This is a genomic window from Neptuniibacter sp. QD57_21, assembly GCF_047778075.1.
In the GTDB taxonomy this organism is placed as follows: domain Bacteria; phylum Pseudomonadota; class Gammaproteobacteria; order Pseudomonadales; family Balneatricaceae; genus Neptuniibacter.
The window spans coordinates 86678-109259 of sequence record NZ_CP180549.1 but is presented as its reverse complement, the minus strand read 5'-3'; the positions used below and the strand labels follow the sequence as shown (position 1 = coordinate 109259).

The following is a 22582-nucleotide window of genomic DNA, read 5'->3' as shown; positions in this document are numbered from 1 at the left end:
AGTCCCTTATTGGTTTTTCCACTCAGGTGCACGCTTATCTAGGAATGCGTTTACACCCTCTTTCTGGTCTTCGGTGTGGAATAGATCAACAAACAGTTCGCGCTCTAGACGGTAACCAGCATCCCAGTGATGAGTGCGGTTGTTCTGAATCAGTTGCTTACACGCCGCGATCGCCGTTGGGCTTTGTTTTTCTACTGCTTTTGCCAACTCCATCGCTTTGTCGTATGCCTGGCCTTGTGGAACCAGCTCTTCAACTAAACCGATACCTTTCGCTTGTGGCGCTTTGATACGCTCGCCACAAAGAATCATACGCTTAGCCCAACCTTCGCCCACCAGCATGGTTAGGTTCTGCGTACCGCCAGCACATGGCAGTAAACCAACCGTTGCTTCTGGTAGCGCCATCTGTGCTTGCTCTTCGGCAACGCGAATATCACACGCCAGTGCGACTTCTAAACCGCCACCCATAGCAAAGCCGTTGATCGCTGCGATAGATACACCGCGGAATTTAGATAAGCTTTCAAAAGCACGACCAAACTGACTCGCCATCTCACGTGCCATCGCACGATCACCATCCGCAAACAGGTTTAGATCGGCACCTGCAGAGAAGAACTTCTCGCTCGTAGAGCGCAGTACCAAAGCGTAGATCTGTTTGTCTTGGTTCAGCTCGTCTACAACGGTCACTAAACCCGACAAGCTCTCTTCGGTCCAAGTGTTGGCCGGAGGATTATTCATGGTGATAACGGCGGTATGACCGTGTTTTTCTACAATCAATTTATCTGTCATAGCTTTCTCCAATTCTGTCCTACCGGATCACACAAGATCCGCTGCATCTTCCATCAATACTCGACGAGCAATAATGACGCGCATAATTTCGTTAGTACCCTCTAGAATGCGGTGTACGCGGTTATCGCGTAGGTAGCGCTCCAATGGGTACTCTTTGATATAGCCGTTGCCGCCAAAGATCTGCAGAGCTTCGTCAGCAATGTTAAAACCAACATCTGTAGCAAAGCGCTTAGCCATCGCGCAGTACGCTGTTTTATCGGCATGGCCTGCATCCAGTTTTGATGCAGCCAAACGTACCAGCTGTCTTGCTGCGACTAGCTCGGTCGCCATGTCTGCCAACTTAAACTGCAACGCTTGGAAGTGCGCTAGCTCTTTACCAAACTGCTTACGTTCATGCAGATAGTCGCGTGCTTTGTTCAGCGCCGCTTGTGCGGTACCAATCGAGCATGTCGCGATATTGATTCGGCCACCATCAAGGCCTTTCATCGCAATTTTGAAGCCGTCGCCTTCATTACCCAATAGAGCAGATGCCGGTACTACCACGTCTTCAAAAGTAATCATTCGTGTCGGCTGGCTATTCCAGCCCATCTTTTCTTCTTTACGGCCGTAAACGATGCCATCGCTCTTAGCATCCACCGCAAAAGCGGAGATCCCTTTTGGCCCCTCTTCACCGGTACGTGCCATCACTACAAGCACATCGGTACTACCGGCACCGGAGATAAAGATCTTGCTGCCATTTAAGATGTAGTTATCACCCTCACGGCGTGCCGTAGATTTAAGGGAAGCAGCATCAGAACCGGCATTTGGCTCGGTTAAGCAGTAAGACGCTAATTTCAGACCTGCGGTTAGATCTGGGCACCAGTGCTCGCGGGTTTCCTGATTACCAAAATCGGCAATCATCCACGCGGCCATGTTGTGAATTGTGATAAACGCAGTGGTCGAGGTACAACCCATCGCCAACTGCTCAAAGATAATGCTGGCATCTAAGCGGCTCAGGCCTAGACCACCGACATCTTCCGGTGAATACAAGCCACAAAAGCCCATCTCACCTGCTCGACGCAGCACATCAACAGGAAAAATCTGTTTTTCATCCCACTCAGCTGCATGGGGCTCAAACTCATTTTGCGCAAAGGCACGGGCCATATCGGCGAATGCAATCTGATCTTCATTCAGCTCGAAATCCATTGCTCTCTCCTTTAAGTGGAAAAGGTCTCTCTACATTACAGAAACTGTGGGAGCCCACCCCGTGGGCGATTAAACTAAATCGATCGCTCAGAAGGCTGAGCTCCTACAGTCTCGATTAAGAGCCTTTTCTCATTCTTGTTCTGTTCTTAACAACTGATTACTTCAACTGGATCGTTGTATTCACGCCAGTATCGATATCATCTTCAAACCAACGTGCTGTCACAGTCTTAGTCTCGGTGTAGAACTTAACCGCTTGCTTACCGTAAGCATGCTGGTCACCGTAGAAAGATTTTCTCCAGCCGGTGAAAGAGAACATTGGTAGAGGCACTGGTACTGGTACGTTGATACCTACCTGACCTACTTTGATCTCGTGCTGGTACTTACGTGCTGCTGCACCAGAAGAAGTGAACATGGAAGTACCGTTACCGTATGGGTTCTCGTTGATCAGCTCGATCGCTTCTTCCAAGGTATCTACTTCAAGTGCGATCAGTACAGGACCGAAGATCTCTTCTTGGTAGATAGACATGTCGCGCGTTACACCGCGGAACATTGTTGGGCCAACCCAGTTACCGTCTGGGTAACCGTCAACTACGCATTCGCTACCATCGAGAATACATTCTGCACCGGCGTCTTTACCTTCTTGGATAAAGTTAAGAACACGATCGCGCGCCTGTGGATTAATTAGTGGGCCGTAACCTGCTTTTGGATCATCCCACGCACCTGGCTGTACTTTCGCTAGGGCATCGCGTACTTCTGGGATCCACTCGCGTGCTTCACCTACGAATACCGCAACAGAGATCGCCATGCAGCGCTGACCTGCCGCACCAACAGATGCACCGGCAATGCTGTTAACAACTTGGTTTTTAGACGCATCCGGCATAACTACCATGTGGTTCTTCGCACCAGCGAATGCCTGAACACGTTTCATTTTGTCAGTACCTGTACGGTAGATGTGCTCACCTACAGCCACAGAACCTACGAAGGAGATTGCTGGCGTATCTTTGTGAGTTAGCAGCTGGTTTACCGCATCTTTTGTACCGTGAACAACTTGTAGAAGACCGTCTGGTGCACCCGCTTCTTTGAATAGCTCAGCTAAGCGCATTGGCGTTAGTGGATCTTGCTCAGATGGCTTAAGTACGAAGGTGTTACCGCAAGCGATCGCCATTGGGAACATCCATAGAGGGATCATTGCTGGGAAGTTGAATGGTGTAATACCAACACATACACCTAGTGGCTGAGTGATGCTGTAGCAATCGATCTTACGCGCTACGTTTTCAACTGTTTCACCCATAGATAGAGAAGCGATGTTACAAGCGTGCTCTACAACTTCGATACCACGCCAAACGTCACCTTTCGCATCTTCAAATGTTTTACCTGTTTCCTGAGCAAGAAGTGTAGCTAGCTCATCGTGGTTCTCTTTTAGCAGATGCTGGTAACGCAGCATTAGACGAGCACGCTCGCCTACAGGTGTTTCTTTCCAATCTTCAAACGCAGCTTTGGCAGCTTCTACTGCTTGATCAACTTCTGCAGCTGTTGCGCAAGGAACCTGTGCAATCACTTCCTGCGTAGCAGGGTTAGTTACTGGAAGCAGGGTCTGTGATTCACTCTGAATAAATTCGCCGTTGATAAGTAAAGGTACTTGCTGTGTCATTCTCTGATACCTGTATTTCTTGTTGTAGTTGTATTGTTTTACGTCGCGTTCAAACTCAATAACTCTGTTTTATCATGCAGCTTAGCAATTCATGATTGATAATCTTGTCTAATTGATGGACTATATTGCGATCATATAAGTAATTACCCTAATACATAGGTCGTAGCTATGAGCAGCCCATCAAATTGGCCCTTACCCCCCGAGAGTATTCGCTTTGTCACCCCAAGGCGCGTGGTAGCTGAATTAGCGCAGAATCCGCTAAGCCAGGGCTTGTACCCTCTAGGGATGGGCTACTATCGCGAAGCCAGCGGGCATCACATGGAAAGGATGGAACATGACGATTATCTAATGATCTATTGTCTGGACGGCGAAGGAGAAGCAGTACTTAATGATAAGAAGGTAAGAGTCAAAGCCGGTGATATATTGCTGATTCCTAAAGGAATAGCTCACACCTATAAAGCGCGGCAAAAGCGCCCCTGGACTATCTATTGGGTCCACTTTCATGGCCACCAAGCCGCTGATTTTGTTGCGCATTTAGAGCAACGCGAGTCCCCGCAAAGGCAATTTATTATCCCCATCGGTATCCACTCGCGCCTTGCCAGCGATTTTGAAGCCCTGCTAGAAGCACGAGAATCCACTTACAACCTCAACGCTTATATCTGCGCAGCAAACCAACTTCGACAGATACTCAGCCATATCGCCCTGCTACAACCCCTAGCACGGCAAAAATTGTCGAGAGCAGGTTTAGATATAGAACGAGTACACAGCCTGATGCAGACCCATGTTCACGAGCAACTGGACTTAGATACGCTGGCCGAAAGCGTCAACCTGTCGAAATTCCACTTTGTAAAGAAATACAAAGAGATCACTGGCACTACCCCGATAAACCACTTTATCCAGCTCAAGATAGAACGTGCCTGCCACTTACTAGATACCACCACCAACAGCATCAACGAGATATCATTCGCGGTGGGTTATGACGATGCTTACTACTTCTCCCGTATTTTTAAAAAGCTGATGGGGTTATCGCCAAGTCAGTACCGGAAGATGCGGACAGGGGCTTTTCCTTATCGGGGATAAGGGCAGGACGCTTCGCTAGAGATCGGCTGCGCCTTTTAGGACGCCACTTCGTGGCTAGAGGACGGCTGCGCCTAGAGGAAAAGCTTTTGGTGAGGGAGTGGCTTTAGCTCTGTGACAGAAGCAGGCATCATAAGAACCCTATGTTAGCCTCCAATTTTCAAACATGAATGGATTCACCATATGAAATCTCTTTTATCATGGATATGCCTGAGTAGCTTAGCGCTATTAAGCAGTTGTGGAACAATCAATGAAGTGGCTCCGTTAGAAAAAATAGTCAAAAGCCATGGTCTAAATGATTCTGAAGTCACATACATTTATATGTATCGCGGGACAAAGGATTATCAAGTGATAATGCTCAAGAATTTGAAACATTGTTCCGATAACAAAATGAAATATCTAGCAATTTCAACGTTCGATAGAGAAACAGAGAAAGCATTTCTATCTTTGCTAAGTAAAGATTTTGAACGTTGTAACATCATTTTTTATGGGACCTCCGAAGCGGTCAACGAAGCAAGATCTTATTTCTTAGATGGGATTTTTGAATCAGGCAACTTAGATGCCAATTCCAACATAAAAAAGATATACGATTCAGCAGTGAATCAATGAACAAAATCCTATGAAAAGAATAAAAGTTGGCCATTTTATTACAATCTGTATCGCATTCGTTTGTTTGCTAGTCCTATCCACCCAGCAAGTAGGGTGTAATAGCGGAGCGTATTACACAGATTCATAACCTTACGACTAGATTGTTGGAAACTTTTATATGGATATTTTGTTAGCGATGTTAACGCTGCCCGCGATAGTTACATTTGTAACTACTTGGGGGTTAAGCCTATGGCGAAGGGGGCTGGGTCTTACTTTGGGGATCCTAGTGATAGCCCTAACCATTTTTATAACCGCTTATGATTATTATGCCTCAATCCTAGAAGCCGGTTATTACAATGGTGATGACCGAGGAATAGGAAGGGGTTTCATTGGCATCATGGCAATATCATCATGTATAGGATCGATATTGTTCCTGATTTCAAACATTGTGGTAACACACCTTATGCAGCGCAAAAGGAAATGCTGAATAAGCTGATCGTTTCTCTAGCCGCGGAGCCGCGTCCTTTAGCGCTAGAGTCCTAATACCCCTTGCGAGTAACAAGATTAGCTGGCAGCAAGTAGGGTGTAATAGCGGAGCGTATTACACAAACTCATCATATCTACGGTGCACTACGCTTCGCTATTGCACCCTAAATTTTTTTAGATCTTTCCTCTAGCCGCGAAGCGGCGTCCTCTAGCGTTAGCGTCCTAAAAGGCGAAGCCGATCTCTAGCCACGAAGTGGCGTCCTGCCCCAATCATTGTAATGCTAATTACTATCATTTATATTGCGCCTCTCGTTAGCATTGAATAGCACCACGATGTTTAACCTTCTGATTAACTGAGTGCTGGAGAATCAAAATGAAAAAACTAGCAGGACTATTTTTTGCACTTGTATTTACCGTATCTGCTCAAGCAAGCGGCGTATCTGATGGTAAACCCGTTCAGCACCTTAAAATCGCTGATATATCCTCTTTGAGCGATGCAAAAACCGTTTTCATTGAGAAAACCTTAGAGATGAAAGGTAAGCAGAAGCTGGATGCAGAAGAGCTACATCAGATTCATATCATTACTTACTCACTAGAGAAAAGCGTTGCCTACTTTGCAGAGCAATCTACAGGTAGTGACAAAGAGTTGATGGAAAAAATTGCTGTAGTTGTTGAGGAAGTTCACCTGAACTCGGAAAACAACCGCAAGGACGAAACAAAGAAACAACTAGATACATACTTCAAACTGGCGAGCGAGTTTATTTATAACTCTTGGGATAACAGCATCGCACAGAAAGCAGCTAAGTAAGTTAAGCCCTAGTTGCAATAAAGGCGCGTATTGACGATGAACTAGCACTCACAATACGCGCCTCTGATAAACTCTAAATCTCTTCTTTGCTCTCTAGCTGCTTAGCAATTCATATTAAAACAGCTCAACATCTCCAACCGTCGTAGCCATTTGGCCTTTAGGCTCACCGCCTTTAAAGCTATTCAATAGCTGCTTAAGATGGACCGACATCTGCGCCAGATCACCATTACTAGAAGTACTTTGCATTGCTGAATCCATCACATGAGATACCGCATTTTTAGTACTGCAGATATTGCTTTGGATCTGCTGCGTCACCTCATTTTGATGATTAGCCGAATCTGCAATGGTGTGATTGATATGGTTCATATCTTCAATGCGTTCCTGCATCTGGAAGATATGGGTATTCGCTTTTTCCGTTAACGCTACGATCCCCAATACCTGTTTTTGGCTGAATTTGATCTCGTTGGATACTTGAGTCGCTGCAGCGTTAATCTGGTTGGTGGATAACCTGATCGACTCAGTTGCTTCAGCGGTGCGCTGTGCCAGATGACGGACTTCGCTCGCCACGACCGAGAAGCCTTTACCATGTTCGCCTGCACGTGCCGCTTCAATAGCTGCATTCAATGCTAGTAACGTAGTCTGCTCGCTGACTTCGGTGACAAATTCCAGAATATGATTGATACCGGTAATCTGCTTTTGCAGTTGTTGCATCTCTTGATCATTACGCTGGCTGCTGTGATGAAGCTCGGTCACAGTGCCGTCAATCTCTGCCATGATATCGGACGTAGCAACCGTCGCTTGTTGCGCATTTTCTGCCGATTTCAGCGCTTCGGTAGCTTTCAGTGCGATCTCACACGCTGATTGCGCAAGCTGATCGATCGAGCTGCTAATACGTAAAATCTCTTCCTGCTGTTTACCCACCAAGGTTTTTACTTCACTGGTATTTTGCGTGGATGCCAAGGTATTTTCTGACAGAAGATCCGCTGCTTGATCGATCTCATGGGTAATAGCGGTGAGGTTATCAATAAACTGATTGAACCATGTCGCCATCTCGCCCAGTTCGTTTTGCTGTTTGTATTCCAAACGCTTACTGATATCCGCCTCACCGGAAGCAAGCTGTTCCAACATGCCAGAACACTGTTTTATCGGTGTAATTACTGTACGCAGCAATATATAGGTAAAGGCGATAAGAATAGAGAAACCCGCAAGGCTACCAACAATAATGATCCACTGCTCTTGTTGTTTCAGTACTTGCTCAGCTTGCGCAAACGCCTCCTGCTTTTTCGCTCGTACCAGCGTTGCCACATTCACCATCTGTTGCTCTGGCACCGTAAACGCACCATCCAAATATTGATCCGCTGTGCGGGCTGGTTCTCGATCTGCCAGCTGATAAACAGGTAAAGCCGTGCGATATTTTTGGCCTAACTGGACATGACTCGCAGCAAGCTTATTTAGTGACTCTGTCACTTTAGGAAAGCTAGCGCCTTGCTCGCCTAAGGCTTTAATCTTCTTTTGAAAATCTCTTTCAAAGGTAGTGAAGCGATCCAAATAGAGGTTGTACTTCTGTTTGTTTTTGCCACGAATAAGCAGGTTCTTCCAAGCTTCGTTTTGCTGTAGAAGTACCATCTGAAGTTGCTGGGTATCTTCCAGCATGGTTTGGTAAAAGCTATTCAGTTGCTCTTGTTTGCTGATATATGACCGATAGTTGAGCGACATCGACAGGCCAATGGCAAACATACAGATCATCGCGATGGAAAACAGGCAAAGCATTTTCAGCTTTAGGCTCATGACTACTTCCAATTTAATTAGCAGAGCCGCTGATGCTAGATAGTCGGTGTTACCCGTATATTTCTATTCGATTGCATTTTTGTGTACAGCATTAAAATTCTTACATTTACCTGACATTCCCACAAAAAGTGCCCCCTATACTCCATCTGATATTCGCAGTTATTTCCAAACATTCCAGCAAGAATGAAACTGCCTAAACCGAATAAATGGATGACTAACAGGATGAAATTGGAAACTTATAGATGGCTCTATGCATTTATGCTTTCGCTCGCTTTTGTCCCTATTAGCTGGGGCGATAATGCTGTCGATCAAGTAAGTTTTGACCAGGCACTTGTTGAGGAAGAGGAAGATCAAAACACCAGTGATCTTTCCTACACTGCCTACATCAAAAGCAATAAACGCATTAAATGTTTATATGGCTATGCAGCAGATAAGACGGGGGACCATCAAGCTGCCATAGCCATTTTTGAAGACTGTATCGATCGTTGGAATGACGTCTATTCGATGCTCTGGTTAGCGCAAATCTATGAGGCAGGCGTTGGTGTAGACCGCGACCTAAAAAAGTCTACTGAGCTAATGAAGTTGGGCGCAGAACAAGAAGATGAGGCAGGCTATTCCAGCCTAGCAAGATTTCATTATGGTGTTGCTCTATTTGAAGGTATAGGCACGAATATAAATGAGCAACAGGCTAAACAATACCTAAGGCGTGCAGCGAAAGAAGGGATTCGCGAAGCCTGCGATTATCTTAAAAAGCAAAACCTGCAATGTACGTAGCCCCCAGGAAAGGTAGGGCAGATTAATACACCACGATCTGCCCTACTGATCCTTTCTTCGCATGACTAATATCAATCCACTTTAAAGTGACTCACACTCTGCCGTAACTGTTGAGCCAACGCCGAGAGTTCTTGGCAAACCTGTTGATTACGCTCAGATTCTGCCGACGTTTCTTCAGATTTAATTTGAATAAACGAGACATGTTCACTGATATCGTTGGCTACTGCGCCCTGCTGTTCTACCGCCGCCGCAATTTGTGAGTTAACAAATGAAAGGTTACTCACCGCTTGAGTGATATGTTCCAACGAATCACCCGCTTGACTGGCATTTTCTACACTATTACGTGCGGATTCCTGCCCTGATTGCATCGCATGCACAGCATTTGATGCACCAGTTTGTAGGCGGTTGATCATATCCTGAATTTCATGAGTGCTGTTTTGCGTCCGTCCAGCAAGGTTACGCACCTCATCAGCCACCACGGCAAACCCGCGACCTTGTTCACCCGCACGCGCAGCTTCTATTGAAGCATTCAGCGCTAACAAGTTGGTTTGATCAGCAATATCACGGATAACATCGAGCACTTTACCAATCTCTTCGCTATCTGCCCTTAGAGTATCAATAACAGATGCTGTTTCTTCTACCTGCTCAGATAATTGGTTAATTGCGTTAACTGAGGCTGTCACTACAGTTTTGCCCGTATCTGCCATTTGGTTGGTTTCTTTAGCCGTGTCATCAGCCGTTGCCGCATTACTCGCTACTTCATGAATCGCACCACTCATCTGTTCAACTGATGCAGCAACTTGAGTCGTACGTTGTTGTTGGTCTTCGGTATGCTCAGCCGTGTTTTTAATATCCACCAGCAAATGATCGGTTTTATCAGCTAATTGATGAGAAACTTGGGTCAATTGACGCACCATTTCCTGCTGTTGGGACAACATCCGATCCACTGTATGACCTAAATGTGATAACTCATCATTCCCTACCTCATTTAGGCGCTGGGTAAGGTCCCCTTCGCCATCGGCAATCACCCCAATTGCTCTGGATATTGTTGCTATCCGCTGACTAATCACGCGCTTAAAGGAGAGATAAATAGTCGTCAGAATGACTAACAACATCAATAAGAGAAAACCGATAACCGTCACACTGGTCACTTGGCTTGAGGCAAGCTGCTCAGTGACATCTGAATCAATCTCTAGAACACCTCGAACATCCCCTAACTTCCAATCAGTCTTGGGCGAATCGGGGTGGCTATTATGGCAAGCAACGCACCCTGGAGCCGACATCGTATCGGCAATAGCAACGCGAACAATGCTCTTATCGCCATGACTACTCACCTGTTTGTAAATACCGTCTGGGTTAGCCACCAGATAATCCCAAGCATCAGAAGCAAATTGATCAAGATTACGACTAGCACGATTAGGGAAAGGGAAATCACTATAAAGTTTGACGTTAACGCCGTTGTTTTCGAGTAATTTACTCAAATCATGGATCATCGTGGCTGGTAGCGGGATAGCTTTAGGGTTTCCCTGATGATCTATCGCAGGCTTAATATCTGACCCTTTACTGACAACAGAGGCTATGTTTTGCACATAGTATTTTCGTAACGTTTTGAATTGGATAGCCGTTTGTTCCGCGGCAAATACGGTGTCTTCCAGTACTCGGTCTTCCATCCTTGAAGGTATCAACCATGCCATAACGGCCAGCGCCACAATAAACACACTCAGAATGGGAACGGCCATTTTGATGAAGATCCCCTGAGTGATTCCTATTTTGGCCATAAGGAATTCCTCCAATTTGGTATTTTTAGTGTAGCAGGCAAAAACAACCGATGAGCAGCTCTTCCAGTCAGCAGAATATTTTTCACTTAATAAGAGTAATTCATGTTGTGGGCACCTAACCCTCCAACCACCGCTAACTCAACTACACTAGAAGAGCTAAGCTGTCGAAAATAGAAAATGTTTCTTTATCTTCTGGTGGGTCAATGTGGTTGTATGAACAAGAAACGAAGCTCTGATAAGCACGTTATTTCTAGCCGATTAGGCAAAAGAATAGCGATTCTTATTTTATTATTTAGCTCCTGCTTCACACTCATAAGTACATCGCTACAGCTAGCACTTGATTACCGTGCAGATATCAACCGTATCGAGCAGCAATTTAATATAATTCAAGCTTCTTATCTTAATGCCATCACTTTAAGCGTATGGTCATACGATGATTCTCAACTTAAGACTCAACTATTAGGTCTCAGTCAGCTTCCTGATATTGAATATGTGGCGATTAAAGTCGAAGACAAAACATCTTGGGAGGCCGGCGCAGCCAAATCAAGCGCTTCTAGAATTGTAGAATTCCCGCTTATTTATAACGCAAGTAAATTGCCAGATAGGCAGATAGGAACCCTATTGGTAACTGCCAGTATAGATAATGTCTATAAGCGATTAATTAATAAAGCAGGTGTGATACTAGTCAGTAACGGAATTAAAACCTTTTTAGTATCAGGTTTTATTCTCTTACTCATTTGGTTTTTGATCGCCAAACACTTGAAAAAAATATCAGAGTACATCGCCTCTTTGAATTTCAATAAACTATCAGAGCCGCTTCAACTGGATAAGAAAGAAATCGTCGACAAACCTGATGAGATCGATACTGTCTCCCATACCATCAATTATATGCGCAAGAGCCTACACGACTCTTACCAGAGACAACAAAAGCTATTAGAGGAAAGAAACGCCCTATTAGATAACGAGATTAAGCACAAATTACAGTTAGAGGACAAAGTAGCAGAACGTACCAAGTTACTCGAAGAGTCAATGGATGACTTACGTTCAACACAAAATCGCTTAATTGAAACCGAAAAAATGGCAGCCTTAGGCAACCTCGTAGCTGGAGTCGCTCATGAAATTAATACCCCAATAGGTATCTGCCTTACAGCGATAGGCGTGCAAGAAGATCATTGCAGAGCCATTCGTAATAGCATCGCCAAGCAAGCACTGACCCAAAAAGAGTTAGATGATTTTTTACATGACATAGAAGAATCTAACAAACTGTTCTCTAGCAGCATTATTAAATCCAGCGAGCTGATCTCTAACTTTAAGCTTATCGCTACAGATCAAAGACAAGAAGAGAAGTACGAGTTCAATCTCAATGAGTACTTAACCAACTCATTACAAACGATGCAGTTTCAATTAAAAGAAAAGAAAATCACCTGCACTCTAAATATACCCGAGGATATCTATTCTAATAGTTACCCCGGCGCTTACCATCATATATTAAGTAACTTAATCAATAATTCCATTATTCATGGATTTTCGAATAACGAAGGCAATATAACAATTGATGCCCGTAAAGAAGATGATTTTATAATTTTAACCTACCATGATAATGGTCGCGGCTTGTCGCAATATGAAGCCCAAAATCTATTCGAACCATTCTTTACAACTAAACGAGGCAAGGGTGGTATAGGGCTTGGAATGACTATTGTTTACAATGTGGTGTCGCAGCTTCTTCAAGGGGAGATAAAAATAATTAATCAAAGCGAACCAGGCTTCCACATTGAGATTAAGTCTCCAGTTAATGTGAACGAAGACGCTAAAAAAGATGATTCATTAACTAAAACATAAACAACGTTATTCAATTTTAAATTCGATTTTCTCCCAATCTGACACCCCGTATTTCTCTAATATTTTTGCAAGTGTTCCATCATTTCTCAGCTCGACAACCCCTTGATCATAGATCTCTCCCACCAAAGCAACTCTATCCCTTTCAGAAAACTTCGGTGTTAACCCAAGCCATACGTTGTTCATTTTTATACAGCCTGCTTTTTTAATTTTTCCTTTCCATATTGGGTGCTGCTTTAAATAAAATTCGGTTACGTTGAAATCATTCACAAAGGTATCAATCCTACCTGAATCCAGCATTTTAAAAGCCCGATCCATATAATCATCCGTCAAACTAATATGGTAAAAGTAATCCTGATTTTTTGGATCATTAATATAGGCATGATCTTCCCCCATCCCCGCATCTTTGATAAGTGCGGTTTGCCGAGTACTTAAAGAGGTTGCCCCTTTATATACCCACGAGTCCTCCTTTTTCGTGTAATAACAATAAGCGTAGGAGCCCGTAGGCTCCTTAGAGAAATAGAAGTGAGAAGCTTCACCATGCTGAGACGGATTCAACAAGCCTGTAAACTCACCATCTGAGGTCCGTTGTAAACCACGACTCCAAGGCATTAGATAGAAATTAACTTTGATGTTCTTTCTCGAAAAAATTTCACCTATTACCTCTGGAATATAGCCTTCCCCGATACCGCAATTACCGGTAAAAGGGCACCAATCAGACATAGCTATATTTATTGGCTTTTCGATCAGGATTTCTTCGGCGCTAGCCAAAGGCGAAAAAAAACACGTTACTGTAAGGAGAGCATGAAAGCCCTGCTTAATATGATTATCAACAAGCATGATGGATGACTCCAACCAACCGTATCGATATCAATCTAGTACATAATTTTAAGAATCAACAACTGGAGATTTATTTGTGACCTCGTAAAAAGGACTTCACTAATCCATTTAAAAACGCATCAGGTATAATGGCGCAAAAATTATCCATCTCGTCGTCATTCAGGAAGAAAGCTGATGTATAAACTTCTTATTACTCTACTAATCACTACCCTGCCGTCCGCCGCCTTCGCACATTGTGCAGCGCAAGCGGATGACGCCCTTGAAAAACTGCGCAATGCTCAGGATTCAATCAACGATGCTTACGATCTGTATGATGCAGGGGAATACGATAGAGCCAGAACCAAAGCAGTCCGTGCAAAAGATAAAATTTGGGAGGGCCAAGTCGTTTTTGAAGCCATGCGTGATAGGGGTGTATGTGATTGGGAAGGCCCTAGTTTGAGCGAAGTGAATGAAATTATTGGCTATACAAAGATATCTCAGGACCAAGCTAGGTGCGTCGTTTTTCTATCCAATATGGATAAAAGCCGAGCAGCCTTAAACAATATCTACAAATCAGTCACTGCTGAAGATCGCCAAAAATACACCAACTCAGTTCTTAAAAATGGCAAAAAAGCGTTGGGCGTGTGTGAAGACCGTTTGCACAAATACATAAACAAGACCATCACTTACCATAAGAGTTAAGCTACGGGGTGTAATAACTGCGTTATTACACCCTACTTACGACAGAACTTATCTATTTGCGCTTCGTTTAAACCAAAACTAAATTTCACGCCGTAATGGTCAGAAAGGAATGGTGCTTTTTCCAATCTGAGCTGGGCCACAAGGGTATATTTCTGCTCTAAAGCGTTTGGGGTATTCAGATACACTCGATCAAGCCGCCGACTATCTTCAAACCAAAATTTGGTTTGCTGAGCCCATAAGTTCAGCTCGACATCGTATGTTGGGGTGTTGATCCACTCATCGGAGTTTGCAGCATCATAGAATGAATGAAGAGTAGCATTCTCTTCTATAGCCTTATTCCCAAAATTAAAGTCCCCCGCCAAAATCGCCAGATGATCCGATGGAAGCGCTTCGACGACTTTCTGAATCTGTTCGACTCTGAGTTCAGAACTGTCTAGTGGGCTTTCAAGGTGCAGATTAGCGACGACTACATCACAGTTATCACTCGTTTTCAGGTGGACCATCAAAGCCTTGCGGCCCATAGCAGAAGTTAGGTTTATGACCTCATGGTATTGAGGCTGAACCTTAGTGAGGGTTACGTTTTGGTATCTGCTTATCTGTGATGAAAAGCTAACATGGTAGCGTTCGTTTAATCGGTGTTTTTCTAACAAACCGATGAACTTGGGAGTCACTTCCTGAAGGGCAACAATATCAGCATTCTGTTGGTATATTTCATCCAGAATCAATGGATACCGGCGTTGACCACTGCGGTCATCAAACCACACATTCCATGTCAAAATACTTAGCTTATGGTTATCAGCTTGGACTGGAAATGCCTGAGAGAACAACGCCAAGCCCAGCAGTTTGATTACACTCTTCATTTTTGAGATTCCACATCGAAATGATGCCTTGAGCGTGAGCCAGAACAGGAAGCTGAAGCAATAATGAGAAACATGTAAGGCGCAATACGCTTTGCTATTGCACCTTACTGAAGCGAAATAGCTTAGTGGTTTTCAGCCGCAGCTTTCTCTTTTTCAGCTGCAATGTGTTCGATATGCTGGTCGAAGTTTTCGTTTAGCATTTCGTTAAAGTGGCCGGTATACCAATCTACTGCGTCTTTCTTTTCAGCCGCTAGATCGCTTGAACGATATGCTACTTCGTGGGAGCTAAAACGTGCTGCAGCGTAACGAATAGCTGCACCTACATCTTCAAGTTCTTTACCTTCAGCAGTCAACATACGGTTAGCCAGATCGATAAACTCGTCTGCCATTTTATACGTATCCATCGCCTTTTCTTTTTGACTCATACAGCACCACCCTATTCAAAAACTGTTAGGGCAATAACCCGCCCCATTACAAAAGAGCTCAACTGTACAATAGGTAAGGTGCAATAGCGAAGCGTATTGCACCAATGGCTAAGATGTTAAGCAGTGATTAGAGCATCTCAACCGCGACCGCTGTCGCTTCGCCACCGCCAATGCAAAGCGAGGCGATACCGCGCTTCAGGCCTTTCTGTTTCAGCGCATGCAGCAGCGTCACCATAATGCGGGAGCCACTTGAACCGATCGGGTGACCCAGTGCACACGCCCCACCACGGACATTCACTTTGTCAGCATCAAGCCCTAGTTCGGTGATCGCCAGCATAGAAACCACAGCAAAGGCTTCGTTGATCTCAAATAGATCCACGTCCTCTTTCGACCAACCCGCTTTATCCAACGCTTTCTGGATCGAACCGATCGGTGCAATGGTAAATTCAGCAGGCAGCTGTGCATGTGTGGAGTGAGCCACGATTTTAGCTAGCGGAGATAGACCACGGGCTTTTGCCTCAGACTCTTTCATTAGCAACAGCGCTGAACCGCCATCGGAGATCGAGCTGGAGTTCGCAGCTGTCACCGTGCCATCTTTTTTGAAGGCCGGTTTTAAGCTGCGGATCTTATCAATTCGAGCATTACCCGGCTGTTCATCGGTATCGACAACCACTTCGCCTTTACGGGTTTTAATCGTTACGGGTGCGATCTCTTCGGCAAACTCACCGGCTTCAATTGCAGCAATCGCTTTTTCTAGAGAACCGATCGCAAAGTCGTCCATCGCTTCACGAGTGACGTTGAAGTCGTCGGCACTCTTTTGTGCAAACGAGCCCATTAAGCCGCCTTCATAAGCGTCCTCTAAACCATCGAAGAACATATGATCGATCACCTTACCGTGACCCATACGCATGCCTTCACGGGCTTTTGGCAATAGATACGGAGACTGACTCATGTTCTCCATGCCACCAGCGACCATGATAGAAGCGGAGCCCGCTAAGATTTGATCATGAGCCAACATCACCGCCTTCATACCGGAGCCACACATCTTATTGATGGTGGTACAACCGGCAGCATCAGGAATACCTGCAGCACGTGATGCTTGTCGAGCAGGCGCCTGACCTAAACCAGCAGGCAAAACACAGCCCATCACCACTTCATCGACATCATCCGCAGCAACACCTGCACGCTCAATTGCAGCTTTGATCGCAGTAGCACATAGATCGGGAGCGCGAACATCGCTTAACGATCCCATCATGCCACCCATTGGGGTACGCGCGGCACTTACAATAACGACTGCATCCTGACTCATATTTCCACCTTCATTACTTTCTAATATTGACGTTAACGTCAACTTGTAGAGACAAAAAAGGGGATCGTATAAATCCCCTTTGGTTTAAGTTTAGCTAAAGTTCTTTTTCATGAATTTCTGCACTTCACCAACAATACCGCTACGGAACGCTAGTACGCAGATCACGAAGATAAAGCCCATGATGATGTGGATGTAGTTACCCAACTCACCACCGGACAAGTAGTTCTGAATAGTTACAACCGCACCGGCACCTACGATTGGACCAAAGATCGTGCCCATACCGCCTAGCAAGGTCATCAACACCACCTCACCGGACATATGCCAATGAGCATCGGTCAGAGAAGCCAGCTGGAACACTAAGGTTTTCGTCGAACCGGCAAGCCCTGCTAGTGCAGCCGAGATTACAAATGCAGCCCATTTGTAGTCATTAACGTTGTAACCAAGAGATACCGCACGCGCTTCGTTTTCACGGATCGCTTTAAGGATTTGACCAAACGGTGAGTGGATCGTGCGATTTACCAACCAGAAACCAAACAGGAAGATGGCAAACACGAAGTAATACATACTCATGTTATCGCTCAGGTCAATAAACCCGAACAGATGTCCACGAGGAACGCCCTGCATTCCATCTTCACCACCGGTAAACGGTGCTTGTAGGTAAACGAAGAAAGCTAACTGCGCTAACGCCAGCGTGACCATGGCAAAGTAGATACCTTCACGTTTCACCGCCAACTTGCCATATACAGCACCCAGTAAAGCCGCTGCTAAGGTTCCACCCAACACACCTAACTCGGGTGTCACACCGGTTTCCATCATCAAATAACCGGTAATGTAGCCGCCGGTTCCTAAGAACGCAGCGTGGCCGAAAGAGAGCAAACCCACATAACCCAACAACAGGTTAAATGCGCAAGCGAACAGTGCGAAACAGAGCACTTTCATAACAAACACAGGGTAAAGCACGTAAGGAGCAATCAATCCAAGGACGACCAGTGCAATCATTGTTTTACTTATTTTCATCGTCACGTCTCCTAGGCTTCTTTACCAAATAAGCCCGCAGGCTTGGTTAGCAATACAATCACCATCACCGCAAAAATAACGGTGGTCGAGGCTTCGGGGTAAAAGTACTTCGTCAGGCCTTCCACAACCCCCATACCTAAACCGGTCAGGATTGCGCCACCGATCGATCCCATACCGCCAATTACCACGATGGCGAATACTACGATCAGCATGTTGGAACCCATATCGGGTGATACCGAATACACCGGCGCGGCCATGACACCGGCAAAGCCAGCTAAGCCGACACCAAAACCAAAGGTCAGAGTGACAATCAAAGGTACGTTGATACCAAATGCCTGCATCAACTGCGGGTTCTCAGTACCTGCACGCAGGTAGGCACCCAGCTTTGTTTTCTCAATCATGTACCAAGTACCGGCGCAGACAATGATCGACGCGATAATGATCCAAGCACGATAATTTGGCAGATACATAAATGGCAGACGGTTACCGCCTTTCAGCTCTTCTGGAATTGCATAGGACATACCCGAGGAACCAAACAGGTGGGTAAACGCCCCCTGAAGAATCAGCGCTAAACCGAAGGTCAGCAGCAAACTGTAGAGGTGATCCTCATTGGCAATTGGACGCAGCAGAAAACGCTCCATCAAAATGCCGATAAAGCCCACGGCGATCGGAACGAGAATTAGCGCGACCCAATAGTTAATGCCCATATAGTTAAGAGCCATCCACGCAAAGAAAGCACCCAGCATATAGAGCGCGCCCTGCGCGAAGTTAATGATTTTTAACAGTCCGAAAATAATTGCTAAACCCAGACTGAGTAATGCATAGAATGAGCCGTTAATCAGGCCCACCAGCAATTGACCAAATAGGCCAAAGAGATTTATATCGAGGAATGTTGCCATAACTCTCCACCCCTAACCGGCAACTGCGCCACAGATACATTTGTAGCTAACCGGTACTTACAATCCGCTAAGAGAGCTATATAGAACTACGAATAGCTCAAAACTCTGACTTACTGTGAGAGAGGCGAAAGCCGCCCCCCTCGTCATACAAGCGCCTTATTTGGCAGCCAGGAAGTTACACTTATCCATCATCGGACCAAATGCTTCTTCACCTGGGATAACCTGCTCAATTGCGAAGATATCGTCTTCGTTTTTACGCTCTTTGGATGTTTTGATACGTACCTGATACATGTCATGCACCATACGACCATCCGCACGTAGATGAGCGTTACGCGCGAAGAAATCGTTCGGCTTGTTCGCCTTCATCTTCGCCATTACCGCATCAGCATCATCCGTACCCGCTTCTTTGATCGCGTTTAGGTAGTGCATCGTCATAGAGTAAGCACCCGCCTGACCCATTGCTGGGATAGAGCCGTGACGCTCTTTAAAGCGTTTAGACCAAGCACGTGTTTCATCATCCATATCCCAGTAGAAACCTGTTGTTAGTTTCATACCGCCAGAAATTTCTGGATCTAGCGCTTTCGCGTTGTGAGTAAATACCAACAAACCTGCAACATCAGTTGTTTCAGTTAGACCGAACTCAGCTGCTGTTTTTAGGGAGTTAACGAAATCAGCACCCGCATTGGCTAGCGCCACTACGTCTGCGCCTGAAGATTGCGCCTGAAGAACGTAAGAGGAGAAGTCGGTTGTACCTAGTGGAGCACGCACGGCGCCTACCACTTCACCGCCATTAGAGTTAATTACGCCGGTTGCTACTTTCTCTAGGGCATGACCGAAAGCGTAGTCCGCGGTGATGAAGAACCACTTCTTCTTACCTGCAGCTACCATTGGTTTTACCGTACCGTTAGCTAGCGCAACTACGTTGTAAGTCCAGTGAGCGTTGTAAGGTGAGCACGCCTTAGTGGTGAACGCATGAGATGCAGAAGTAGCGATCAGAGCAACTTTTTTGTTGTCTGTTAGCACTTTAGTTACCGCACCTGTTACTGAAGAAGCTACCAGACCTGTAACTGCATCAACGCCTTGGCTTTCTACCCATTCACGCGCTTTTGCAGAACCGATATCTGGTTTGTTCTGGTCGTCGGCACTTACCACTTCAATTGGTTTACCTAGCACCGTACCGCCAAAATCTTCAACCGCCATCTCTACTGCTGTAACACAGCCTGCACCACAGATATCAGCATAAACACCGCCCATATCGGCTAGTACACCGATTTTGACTTTGTCGTCTGATACACCTGCCGCTTGCACCCCTGTTACTGCGAATGTAGAGGCAATTGCCGCTGTCAGCAGAGATTTCTTCATTGATTTCATCGCATTTTCTCCCGATAGAGTTTTTTATTTTTATTCAAAGTTTGATGCTTTGTGGTTTAACCCAGCACATCTTCGGGTCATTCACTTAGCCTCTGGACATTCAGGAACCTAAGCGCAGGCCTGTAAAAGGCTTATTCATAGGCTCCTCAAGGCTGTTAAACACCTAAATAGGTATTTAGTAATTCTGTTTTCTCGGCCAGCTCATGTTTGTGAACTTCTTCCACGATATGACCGTGTTCCATCACGTAATGACGATCCGCAATCGGTGCAGCAAAACGGAAGTTCTGCTCTACCAACAAGATGGTCAATCCGCGTTCTTTTAACTTGGTTAGAACCTCACCCAACTTCTGCACAATCACCGGCGCTAAACCTTCGGTGATCTCGTCGAGCAACAAGATATTTGCGCCCGAACGCAAGATACGAGCTAAAGCCAACATCTGCTGTTCACCACCAGATAGGCGTGTGCCTTGGCTGGTTCGGCGTTCGTAAAGATTGGGGAAGATTTCATAGATCTCTTCGACACTCATGCCGTCACTGCGCACAGTCGGCGGCAGCATCAGGTTTTCTTCCACGTTTAAACTGGAAAAAATACCGCGCTCTTCCGGGCAGAAGCCCATACCTAAATGCGCGATTTTGTGCGCCGGCATATCGATGGTTTCGCGACCATTGACGTTGATACTGCCACTACGACGACCCACCATATTCATGATCGAACGCAACGTAGTTGAACGGCCTGAGCCATTACGACCCAATAGGGTTACTAGCTCGCCCTGCATCACGTGCATATCGATGCCATGCAGAATGTGAGATTCACCATAGAAAGAGTGCAGGTCACTGATACGGAGTTTTTCGTTGCCACCTAAGCTCATGCCACAACCTCCTCTTTCTCAGGGGCTGTTTCAGCAGGCTTAGCAGCTTCTGGTTCTTCATCCGCAGCAACGCCCAGATACGCTTCTTTAACGCGTGGGTCGGCTGATACCGTGGCGTAATCACCTTCAGTAAGAATCGCGCCACGCTGCAGAACAGAGATGCGGTCCGCCAGTTTGGAAACCACATGCAGGTTATGCTCAACCATCAAAATGGTGCGATCTTTAGAGACCTGTTTGATCAGGTCCGACACCACTTCAACATCTTCGTGACCCATACCCTGAGTCGGTTCATCCAATAACATCAGTTCTGGATCTAGGGCTAATGTGGTTGCGATCTCCAAAGCACGTTTACGACCATAAGGCTGATCGACAGTCACGGAGTTCGCATGGTCTTGTAGACCTACCGACTCCAGCAGTTCCATCGCACGGCCATTAAGCTTGTCTAAGACTTTGTCAGACTTCCAAAAATGAAAGCTGTTGCCCTCTTTACGTTGAAGGGCAATACGGACGTTCTCCAACACCGTTAGGTGTGGAAACACCGCAGAGATCTGGAAAGAACGGATCACCCCTTTACGTGCGATCTCGGCGGAACGCATCTGGGTGATATCTTCGCCATTAAAAAGAATTTGACCGGACGTTGGGATTAAAAATTTGGTCAACAAATTAAATACGGTCGTCTTACCGGCACCATTAGGCCCGATCAAGGCGTGAATGCTGCCACGCTCGACGTTCAAATTGACCTTATCTACCGCAGTAAAGCCTTTAAACTCTTTAATCAAATCTGAGGTTTGCAGTACATAATCGACACTCATGCAGACTCTGATCCTCGCTGTTTTTTATTTTTATTTAACCAGCGCAACAACCTAAAAATACGGCTAAATGCTGATAAGCTGTCGCCCAACCTAGCAATTACCCCTACATAAAATCCAGTACAACTTTAGTCGTAGTCGCACTGCAAAAAACGATAGACTTACGATTTAGTTTATATTTTTCAGCAACTTACAAAAGCGGTTAAAATATTTACAAAAATACAGGAATTCCTTTATTGACCTTTACGTGAACGTAAACTTTGCTTAATCTGTAAAGAGTTAAAAACAGCGGATTTTTATGAATAGCAAACAGACTTATTCCATCAGCGAGCTAGCGAAAGAGTTCGCGTTAACCACGCGAAGCATCCGTTTCTATGAGGATCAGCAGCTGCTCTTTCCTACCCGACGTGGGCAGACACGTATCTACAGCACACAAGATCGCGTGCGCTTAAAGCTGATACTGCGCGGTAAACGTCTTGGGTTCTCACTAGCGGAAACCCGAGAGCTTTTTGCGCTGTGGGATGAAACGCTGACAGGAAGTGAAAAGCAGCTAACTCTGCTGTTAGAAAAAATTAATGAAAAGCGTTCGGAGCTGGAACAACAGCTTCAAGATATCGCGATTTTGCAGCAGGAGTTAGATAACGCAGAACTCCGCTGCCATGAAACATTGCTCGAACTAAAACAAAAACAACAAAGAGCCGGTTAATCGATTCAGCCTTTACTTGATCCTTAAGTGATCTGTGGATAA

General features: G+C 45.5%; 22 protein-coding genes. 8 read left to right on the top strand and 14 right to left on the bottom strand.

The window, feature by feature from the left end; all coding sequences use genetic code 11:
• Positions 1-6 precede the first annotated feature (6 nt).
• The 3 genes from ACMXYS_RS00475 to ACMXYS_RS00465 all read right to left on the bottom strand — a co-directional run bounded on the left by ACMXYS_RS00475 (position 7) and on the right by ACMXYS_RS00465 (position 3619).
• On the bottom strand, positions 7-783 hold the full coding sequence (locus tag ACMXYS_RS00475; protein ID WP_415897268.1) for an enoyl-CoA hydratase: 777 nt from the start codon (positions 781-783) through the stop codon (positions 7-9).
• Between the two features lie 27 nt (positions 784-810).
• Entirely contained in the window at positions 811-1968 is a 1158-nt protein-coding gene (locus ACMXYS_RS00470; RefSeq protein WP_415886475.1) for an acyl-CoA dehydrogenase family protein, read from the bottom strand.
• A 157-nt stretch (positions 1969-2125) separates the two neighbouring features.
• Positions 2126-3619, bottom strand: a complete 1494-nt coding sequence (locus ACMXYS_RS00465) for a CoA-acylating methylmalonate-semialdehyde dehydrogenase (RefSeq protein ID WP_415897267.1) — start codon at positions 3617-3619, stop codon at positions 2126-2128.
• A gap of 168 nt (positions 3620-3787) precedes the next feature.
• Between ACMXYS_RS00465 and ACMXYS_RS00460 the strand changes: the two genes are divergently transcribed.
• The 4 genes from ACMXYS_RS00460 (at position 3788) to ACMXYS_RS00445 (ending at position 6578) form a co-directional block, all read left to right on the top strand.
• Positions 3788-4699, top strand: coding sequence for an AraC family transcriptional regulator (locus ACMXYS_RS00460; protein WP_415883050.1), 912 nt, complete (start codon positions 3788-3790; stop codon positions 4697-4699).
• Between the two features lie 180 nt (positions 4700-4879).
• Positions 4880-5305 (top strand): hypothetical protein, encoded by a 426-nt coding sequence (locus ACMXYS_RS00455; protein ID WP_415897266.1) that lies wholly within the window; start codon positions 4880-4882, stop codon positions 5303-5305.
• Positions 5306-5695: 390 nt separating this feature from the next.
• Positions 5696-5827 (top strand): hypothetical protein, encoded by a 132-nt coding sequence (locus ACMXYS_RS00450; RefSeq protein ID WP_415883048.1) that lies wholly within the window; start codon positions 5696-5698, stop codon positions 5825-5827.
• Between the two features lie 316 nt (positions 5828-6143).
• Positions 6144-6578 carry a DUF6746 family protein gene (locus ACMXYS_RS00445; RefSeq protein ID WP_415883047.1) on the top strand — a complete coding sequence of 145 codons (435 nt, stop codon included), beginning with the start codon at positions 6144-6146 and terminating at the stop codon, positions 6576-6578.
• Positions 6579-6692: 114 nt separating this feature from the next.
• Here the strand turns inward: ACMXYS_RS00445 and ACMXYS_RS00440 are convergent, their stop codons facing one another.
• The gene (locus tag ACMXYS_RS00440; RefSeq protein ID WP_415883046.1) at positions 6693-8366 is read right to left on the bottom strand and encodes a methyl-accepting chemotaxis protein; all 1674 of its coding nucleotides are present in this window, start codon (positions 8364-8366) and stop codon (positions 6693-6695) included.
• A gap of 222 nt (positions 8367-8588) precedes the next feature.
• On the opposite strand from ACMXYS_RS00440, the gene ACMXYS_RS00435 reads away from it, so the two are divergent.
• A complete protein-coding gene (locus ACMXYS_RS00435) occupies positions 8589-9140 on the top strand; it encodes a tetratricopeptide repeat protein (RefSeq protein WP_415897265.1) in 552 nt (183 codons plus the stop codon).
• A gap of 71 nt (positions 9141-9211) precedes the next feature.
• On the opposite strand, the gene ACMXYS_RS00430 is transcribed toward ACMXYS_RS00435, so the two are convergent.
• Complete coding sequence (locus ACMXYS_RS00430) at positions 9212-10918, bottom strand: methyl-accepting chemotaxis protein (protein ID WP_415897264.1); 1707 nt, start codon at positions 10916-10918, stop codon at positions 9212-9214.
• Positions 10919-11131: 213 nt separating this feature from the next.
• Between ACMXYS_RS00430 and ACMXYS_RS00425 the strand changes: the two genes are divergently transcribed.
• Complete coding sequence (locus ACMXYS_RS00425) at positions 11132-12757, top strand: ATP-binding protein (RefSeq protein ID WP_415897263.1); 1626 nt, start codon at positions 11132-11134, stop codon at positions 12755-12757.
• Between the two features lie 6 nt (positions 12758-12763).
• Here the strand turns inward: ACMXYS_RS00425 and ACMXYS_RS00420 are convergent, their stop codons facing one another.
• Positions 12764-13594 carry a substrate-binding periplasmic protein gene (locus tag ACMXYS_RS00420; protein WP_415897262.1) on the bottom strand — a complete coding sequence of 277 codons (831 nt, stop codon included), beginning with the start codon at positions 13592-13594 and terminating at the stop codon, positions 12764-12766.
• A 174-nt stretch (positions 13595-13768) separates the two neighbouring features.
• On the opposite strand from ACMXYS_RS00420, the gene ACMXYS_RS00415 reads away from it, so the two are divergent.
• Positions 13769-14275, top strand: coding sequence for a hypothetical protein (locus tag ACMXYS_RS00415; protein WP_415897261.1), 507 nt, complete (start codon positions 13769-13771; stop codon positions 14273-14275).
• Positions 14276-14307: 32 nt separating this feature from the next.
• Here ACMXYS_RS00415 and ACMXYS_RS00410 read toward each other — a convergent pair whose 3' ends face one another.
• From ACMXYS_RS00410 to ACMXYS_RS00375, 8 genes are all read right to left on the bottom strand, one after another.
• On the bottom strand, positions 14308-15135 hold the full coding sequence (locus tag ACMXYS_RS00410; protein WP_415897260.1) for an endonuclease/exonuclease/phosphatase family protein: 828 nt from the start codon (positions 15133-15135) through the stop codon (positions 14308-14310).
• A gap of 122 nt (positions 15136-15257) precedes the next feature.
• A complete protein-coding gene (locus ACMXYS_RS00405) occupies positions 15258-15560 on the bottom strand; it encodes a DUF3144 domain-containing protein (RefSeq protein WP_415883037.1) in 303 nt (100 codons plus the stop codon).
• A gap of 127 nt (positions 15561-15687) precedes the next feature.
• Positions 15688-16869: a thiolase family protein gene (locus tag ACMXYS_RS00400; RefSeq protein WP_415897259.1), complete on the bottom strand. Its 1182-nt coding sequence runs from the start codon at positions 16867-16869 to the stop codon at positions 15688-15690.
• A gap of 90 nt (positions 16870-16959) precedes the next feature.
• Complete coding sequence (locus ACMXYS_RS00395) at positions 16960-17886, bottom strand: branched-chain amino acid ABC transporter permease (RefSeq protein WP_415883035.1); 927 nt, start codon at positions 17884-17886, stop codon at positions 16960-16962.
• 11 nt (positions 17887-17897) lie between these two features.
• Positions 17898-18785 (bottom strand): branched-chain amino acid ABC transporter permease, encoded by an 888-nt coding sequence (locus ACMXYS_RS00390; RefSeq protein ID WP_415883034.1) that lies wholly within the window; start codon positions 18783-18785, stop codon positions 17898-17900.
• A gap of 156 nt (positions 18786-18941) precedes the next feature.
• Positions 18942-20156: an ABC transporter substrate-binding protein gene (locus ACMXYS_RS00385; RefSeq protein WP_415883033.1), complete on the bottom strand. Its 1215-nt coding sequence runs from the start codon at positions 20154-20156 to the stop codon at positions 18942-18944.
• Positions 20157-20311: 155 nt separating this feature from the next.
• On the bottom strand, positions 20312-21025 hold the full coding sequence (locus ACMXYS_RS00380; RefSeq protein WP_415897258.1) for an ABC transporter ATP-binding protein: 714 nt from the start codon (positions 21023-21025) through the stop codon (positions 20312-20314).
• Positions 21022-21837, bottom strand: coding sequence for an ABC transporter ATP-binding protein (locus ACMXYS_RS00375; RefSeq protein WP_415897257.1), 816 nt, complete (start codon positions 21835-21837; stop codon positions 21022-21024). The genes ACMXYS_RS00380 and ACMXYS_RS00375 overlap by 4 nt, the downstream gene beginning before the upstream one ends.
• A gap of 295 nt (positions 21838-22132) precedes the next feature.
• Here ACMXYS_RS00375 and ACMXYS_RS00370 point away from each other — a divergent pair, with 295 nt between their 5' ends.
• Positions 22133-22540, top strand: coding sequence for a MerR family transcriptional regulator (locus tag ACMXYS_RS00370; protein WP_415886455.1), 408 nt, complete (start codon positions 22133-22135; stop codon positions 22538-22540).
• Positions 22541-22582: the final 42 nt, after the last annotated feature.

Excerpts from the sequence above, each read along its gene's own strand:
- ACMXYS_RS00410 (WP_415897260.1), bottom strand. The coding sequence starts at position 15,135 with ATGAAGAGTGTAATCAAACTGCTGGGCTTGGCGTTGTTCTCTCAGGCA.
- ACMXYS_RS00465 (WP_415897267.1), bottom strand. The coding sequence starts at position 3,619 with ATGACACAGCAAGTACCTTTACTTATCAACGGCGAATTTATTCAGAGT.
- ACMXYS_RS00405 (WP_415883037.1), bottom strand. The coding sequence starts at position 15,560 with ATGAGTCAAAAAGAAAAGGCGATGGATACGTATAAAATGGCAGACGAG.
- ACMXYS_RS00380 (WP_415897258.1), bottom strand. The coding sequence starts at position 21,025 with ATGAGCTTAGGTGGCAACGAAAAACTCCGTATCAGTGACCTGCACTCT.
- ACMXYS_RS00400 (WP_415897259.1), bottom strand. The coding sequence starts at position 16,869 with ATGAGTCAGGATGCAGTCGTTATTGTAAGTGCCGCGCGTACCCCAATG.
- ACMXYS_RS00385 (WP_415883033.1), bottom strand. The coding sequence starts at position 20,156 with ATGAAATCAATGAAGAAATCTCTGCTGACAGCGGCAATTGCCTCTACA.
- ACMXYS_RS00470 (WP_415886475.1), bottom strand. The coding sequence starts at position 1,968 with ATGGATTTCGAGCTGAATGAAGATCAGATTGCATTCGCCGATATGGCC.
- ACMXYS_RS00455 (WP_415897266.1), top strand. The coding sequence starts at position 4,880 with ATGAAATCTCTTTTATCATGGATATGCCTGAGTAGCTTAGCGCTATTA.
- ACMXYS_RS00425 (WP_415897263.1), top strand. The coding sequence starts at position 11,132 with ATGAACAAGAAACGAAGCTCTGATAAGCACGTTATTTCTAGCCGATTA.
- ACMXYS_RS00460 (WP_415883050.1), top strand. The coding sequence starts at position 3,788 with ATGAGCAGCCCATCAAATTGGCCCTTACCCCCCGAGAGTATTCGCTTT.
- ACMXYS_RS00395 (WP_415883035.1), bottom strand. The coding sequence starts at position 17,886 with ATGAAAATAAGTAAAACAATGATTGCACTGGTCGTCCTTGGATTGATT.
- ACMXYS_RS00415 (WP_415897261.1), top strand. The coding sequence starts at position 13,769 with ATGTATAAACTTCTTATTACTCTACTAATCACTACCCTGCCGTCCGCC.
- ACMXYS_RS00435 (WP_415897265.1), top strand. The coding sequence starts at position 8,589 with ATGAAATTGGAAACTTATAGATGGCTCTATGCATTTATGCTTTCGCTC.
- ACMXYS_RS00450 (WP_415883048.1), top strand. The coding sequence starts at position 5,696 with ATGTATAGGATCGATATTGTTCCTGATTTCAAACATTGTGGTAACACA.
- ACMXYS_RS00430 (WP_415897264.1), bottom strand. The coding sequence starts at position 10,918 with ATGGCCAAAATAGGAATCACTCAGGGGATCTTCATCAAAATGGCCGTT.
- ACMXYS_RS00390 (WP_415883034.1), bottom strand. The coding sequence starts at position 18,785 with ATGGCAACATTCCTCGATATAAATCTCTTTGGCCTATTTGGTCAATTG.
- ACMXYS_RS00440 (WP_415883046.1), bottom strand. The coding sequence starts at position 8,366 with ATGAGCCTAAAGCTGAAAATGCTTTGCCTGTTTTCCATCGCGATGATC.
- ACMXYS_RS00420 (WP_415897262.1), bottom strand. The coding sequence starts at position 13,594 with ATGCTTGTTGATAATCATATTAAGCAGGGCTTTCATGCTCTCCTTACA.
- ACMXYS_RS00445 (WP_415883047.1), top strand. The coding sequence starts at position 6,144 with ATGAAAAAACTAGCAGGACTATTTTTTGCACTTGTATTTACCGTATCT.
- ACMXYS_RS00475 (WP_415897268.1), bottom strand. The coding sequence starts at position 783 with ATGACAGATAAATTGATTGTAGAAAAACACGGTCATACCGCCGTTATC.
- ACMXYS_RS00375 (WP_415897257.1), bottom strand. The coding sequence starts at position 21,837 with ATGAGTGTCGATTATGTACTGCAAACCTCAGATTTGATTAAAGAGTTT.
- ACMXYS_RS00370 (WP_415886455.1), top strand. The coding sequence starts at position 22,133 with ATGAATAGCAAACAGACTTATTCCATCAGCGAGCTAGCGAAAGAGTTC.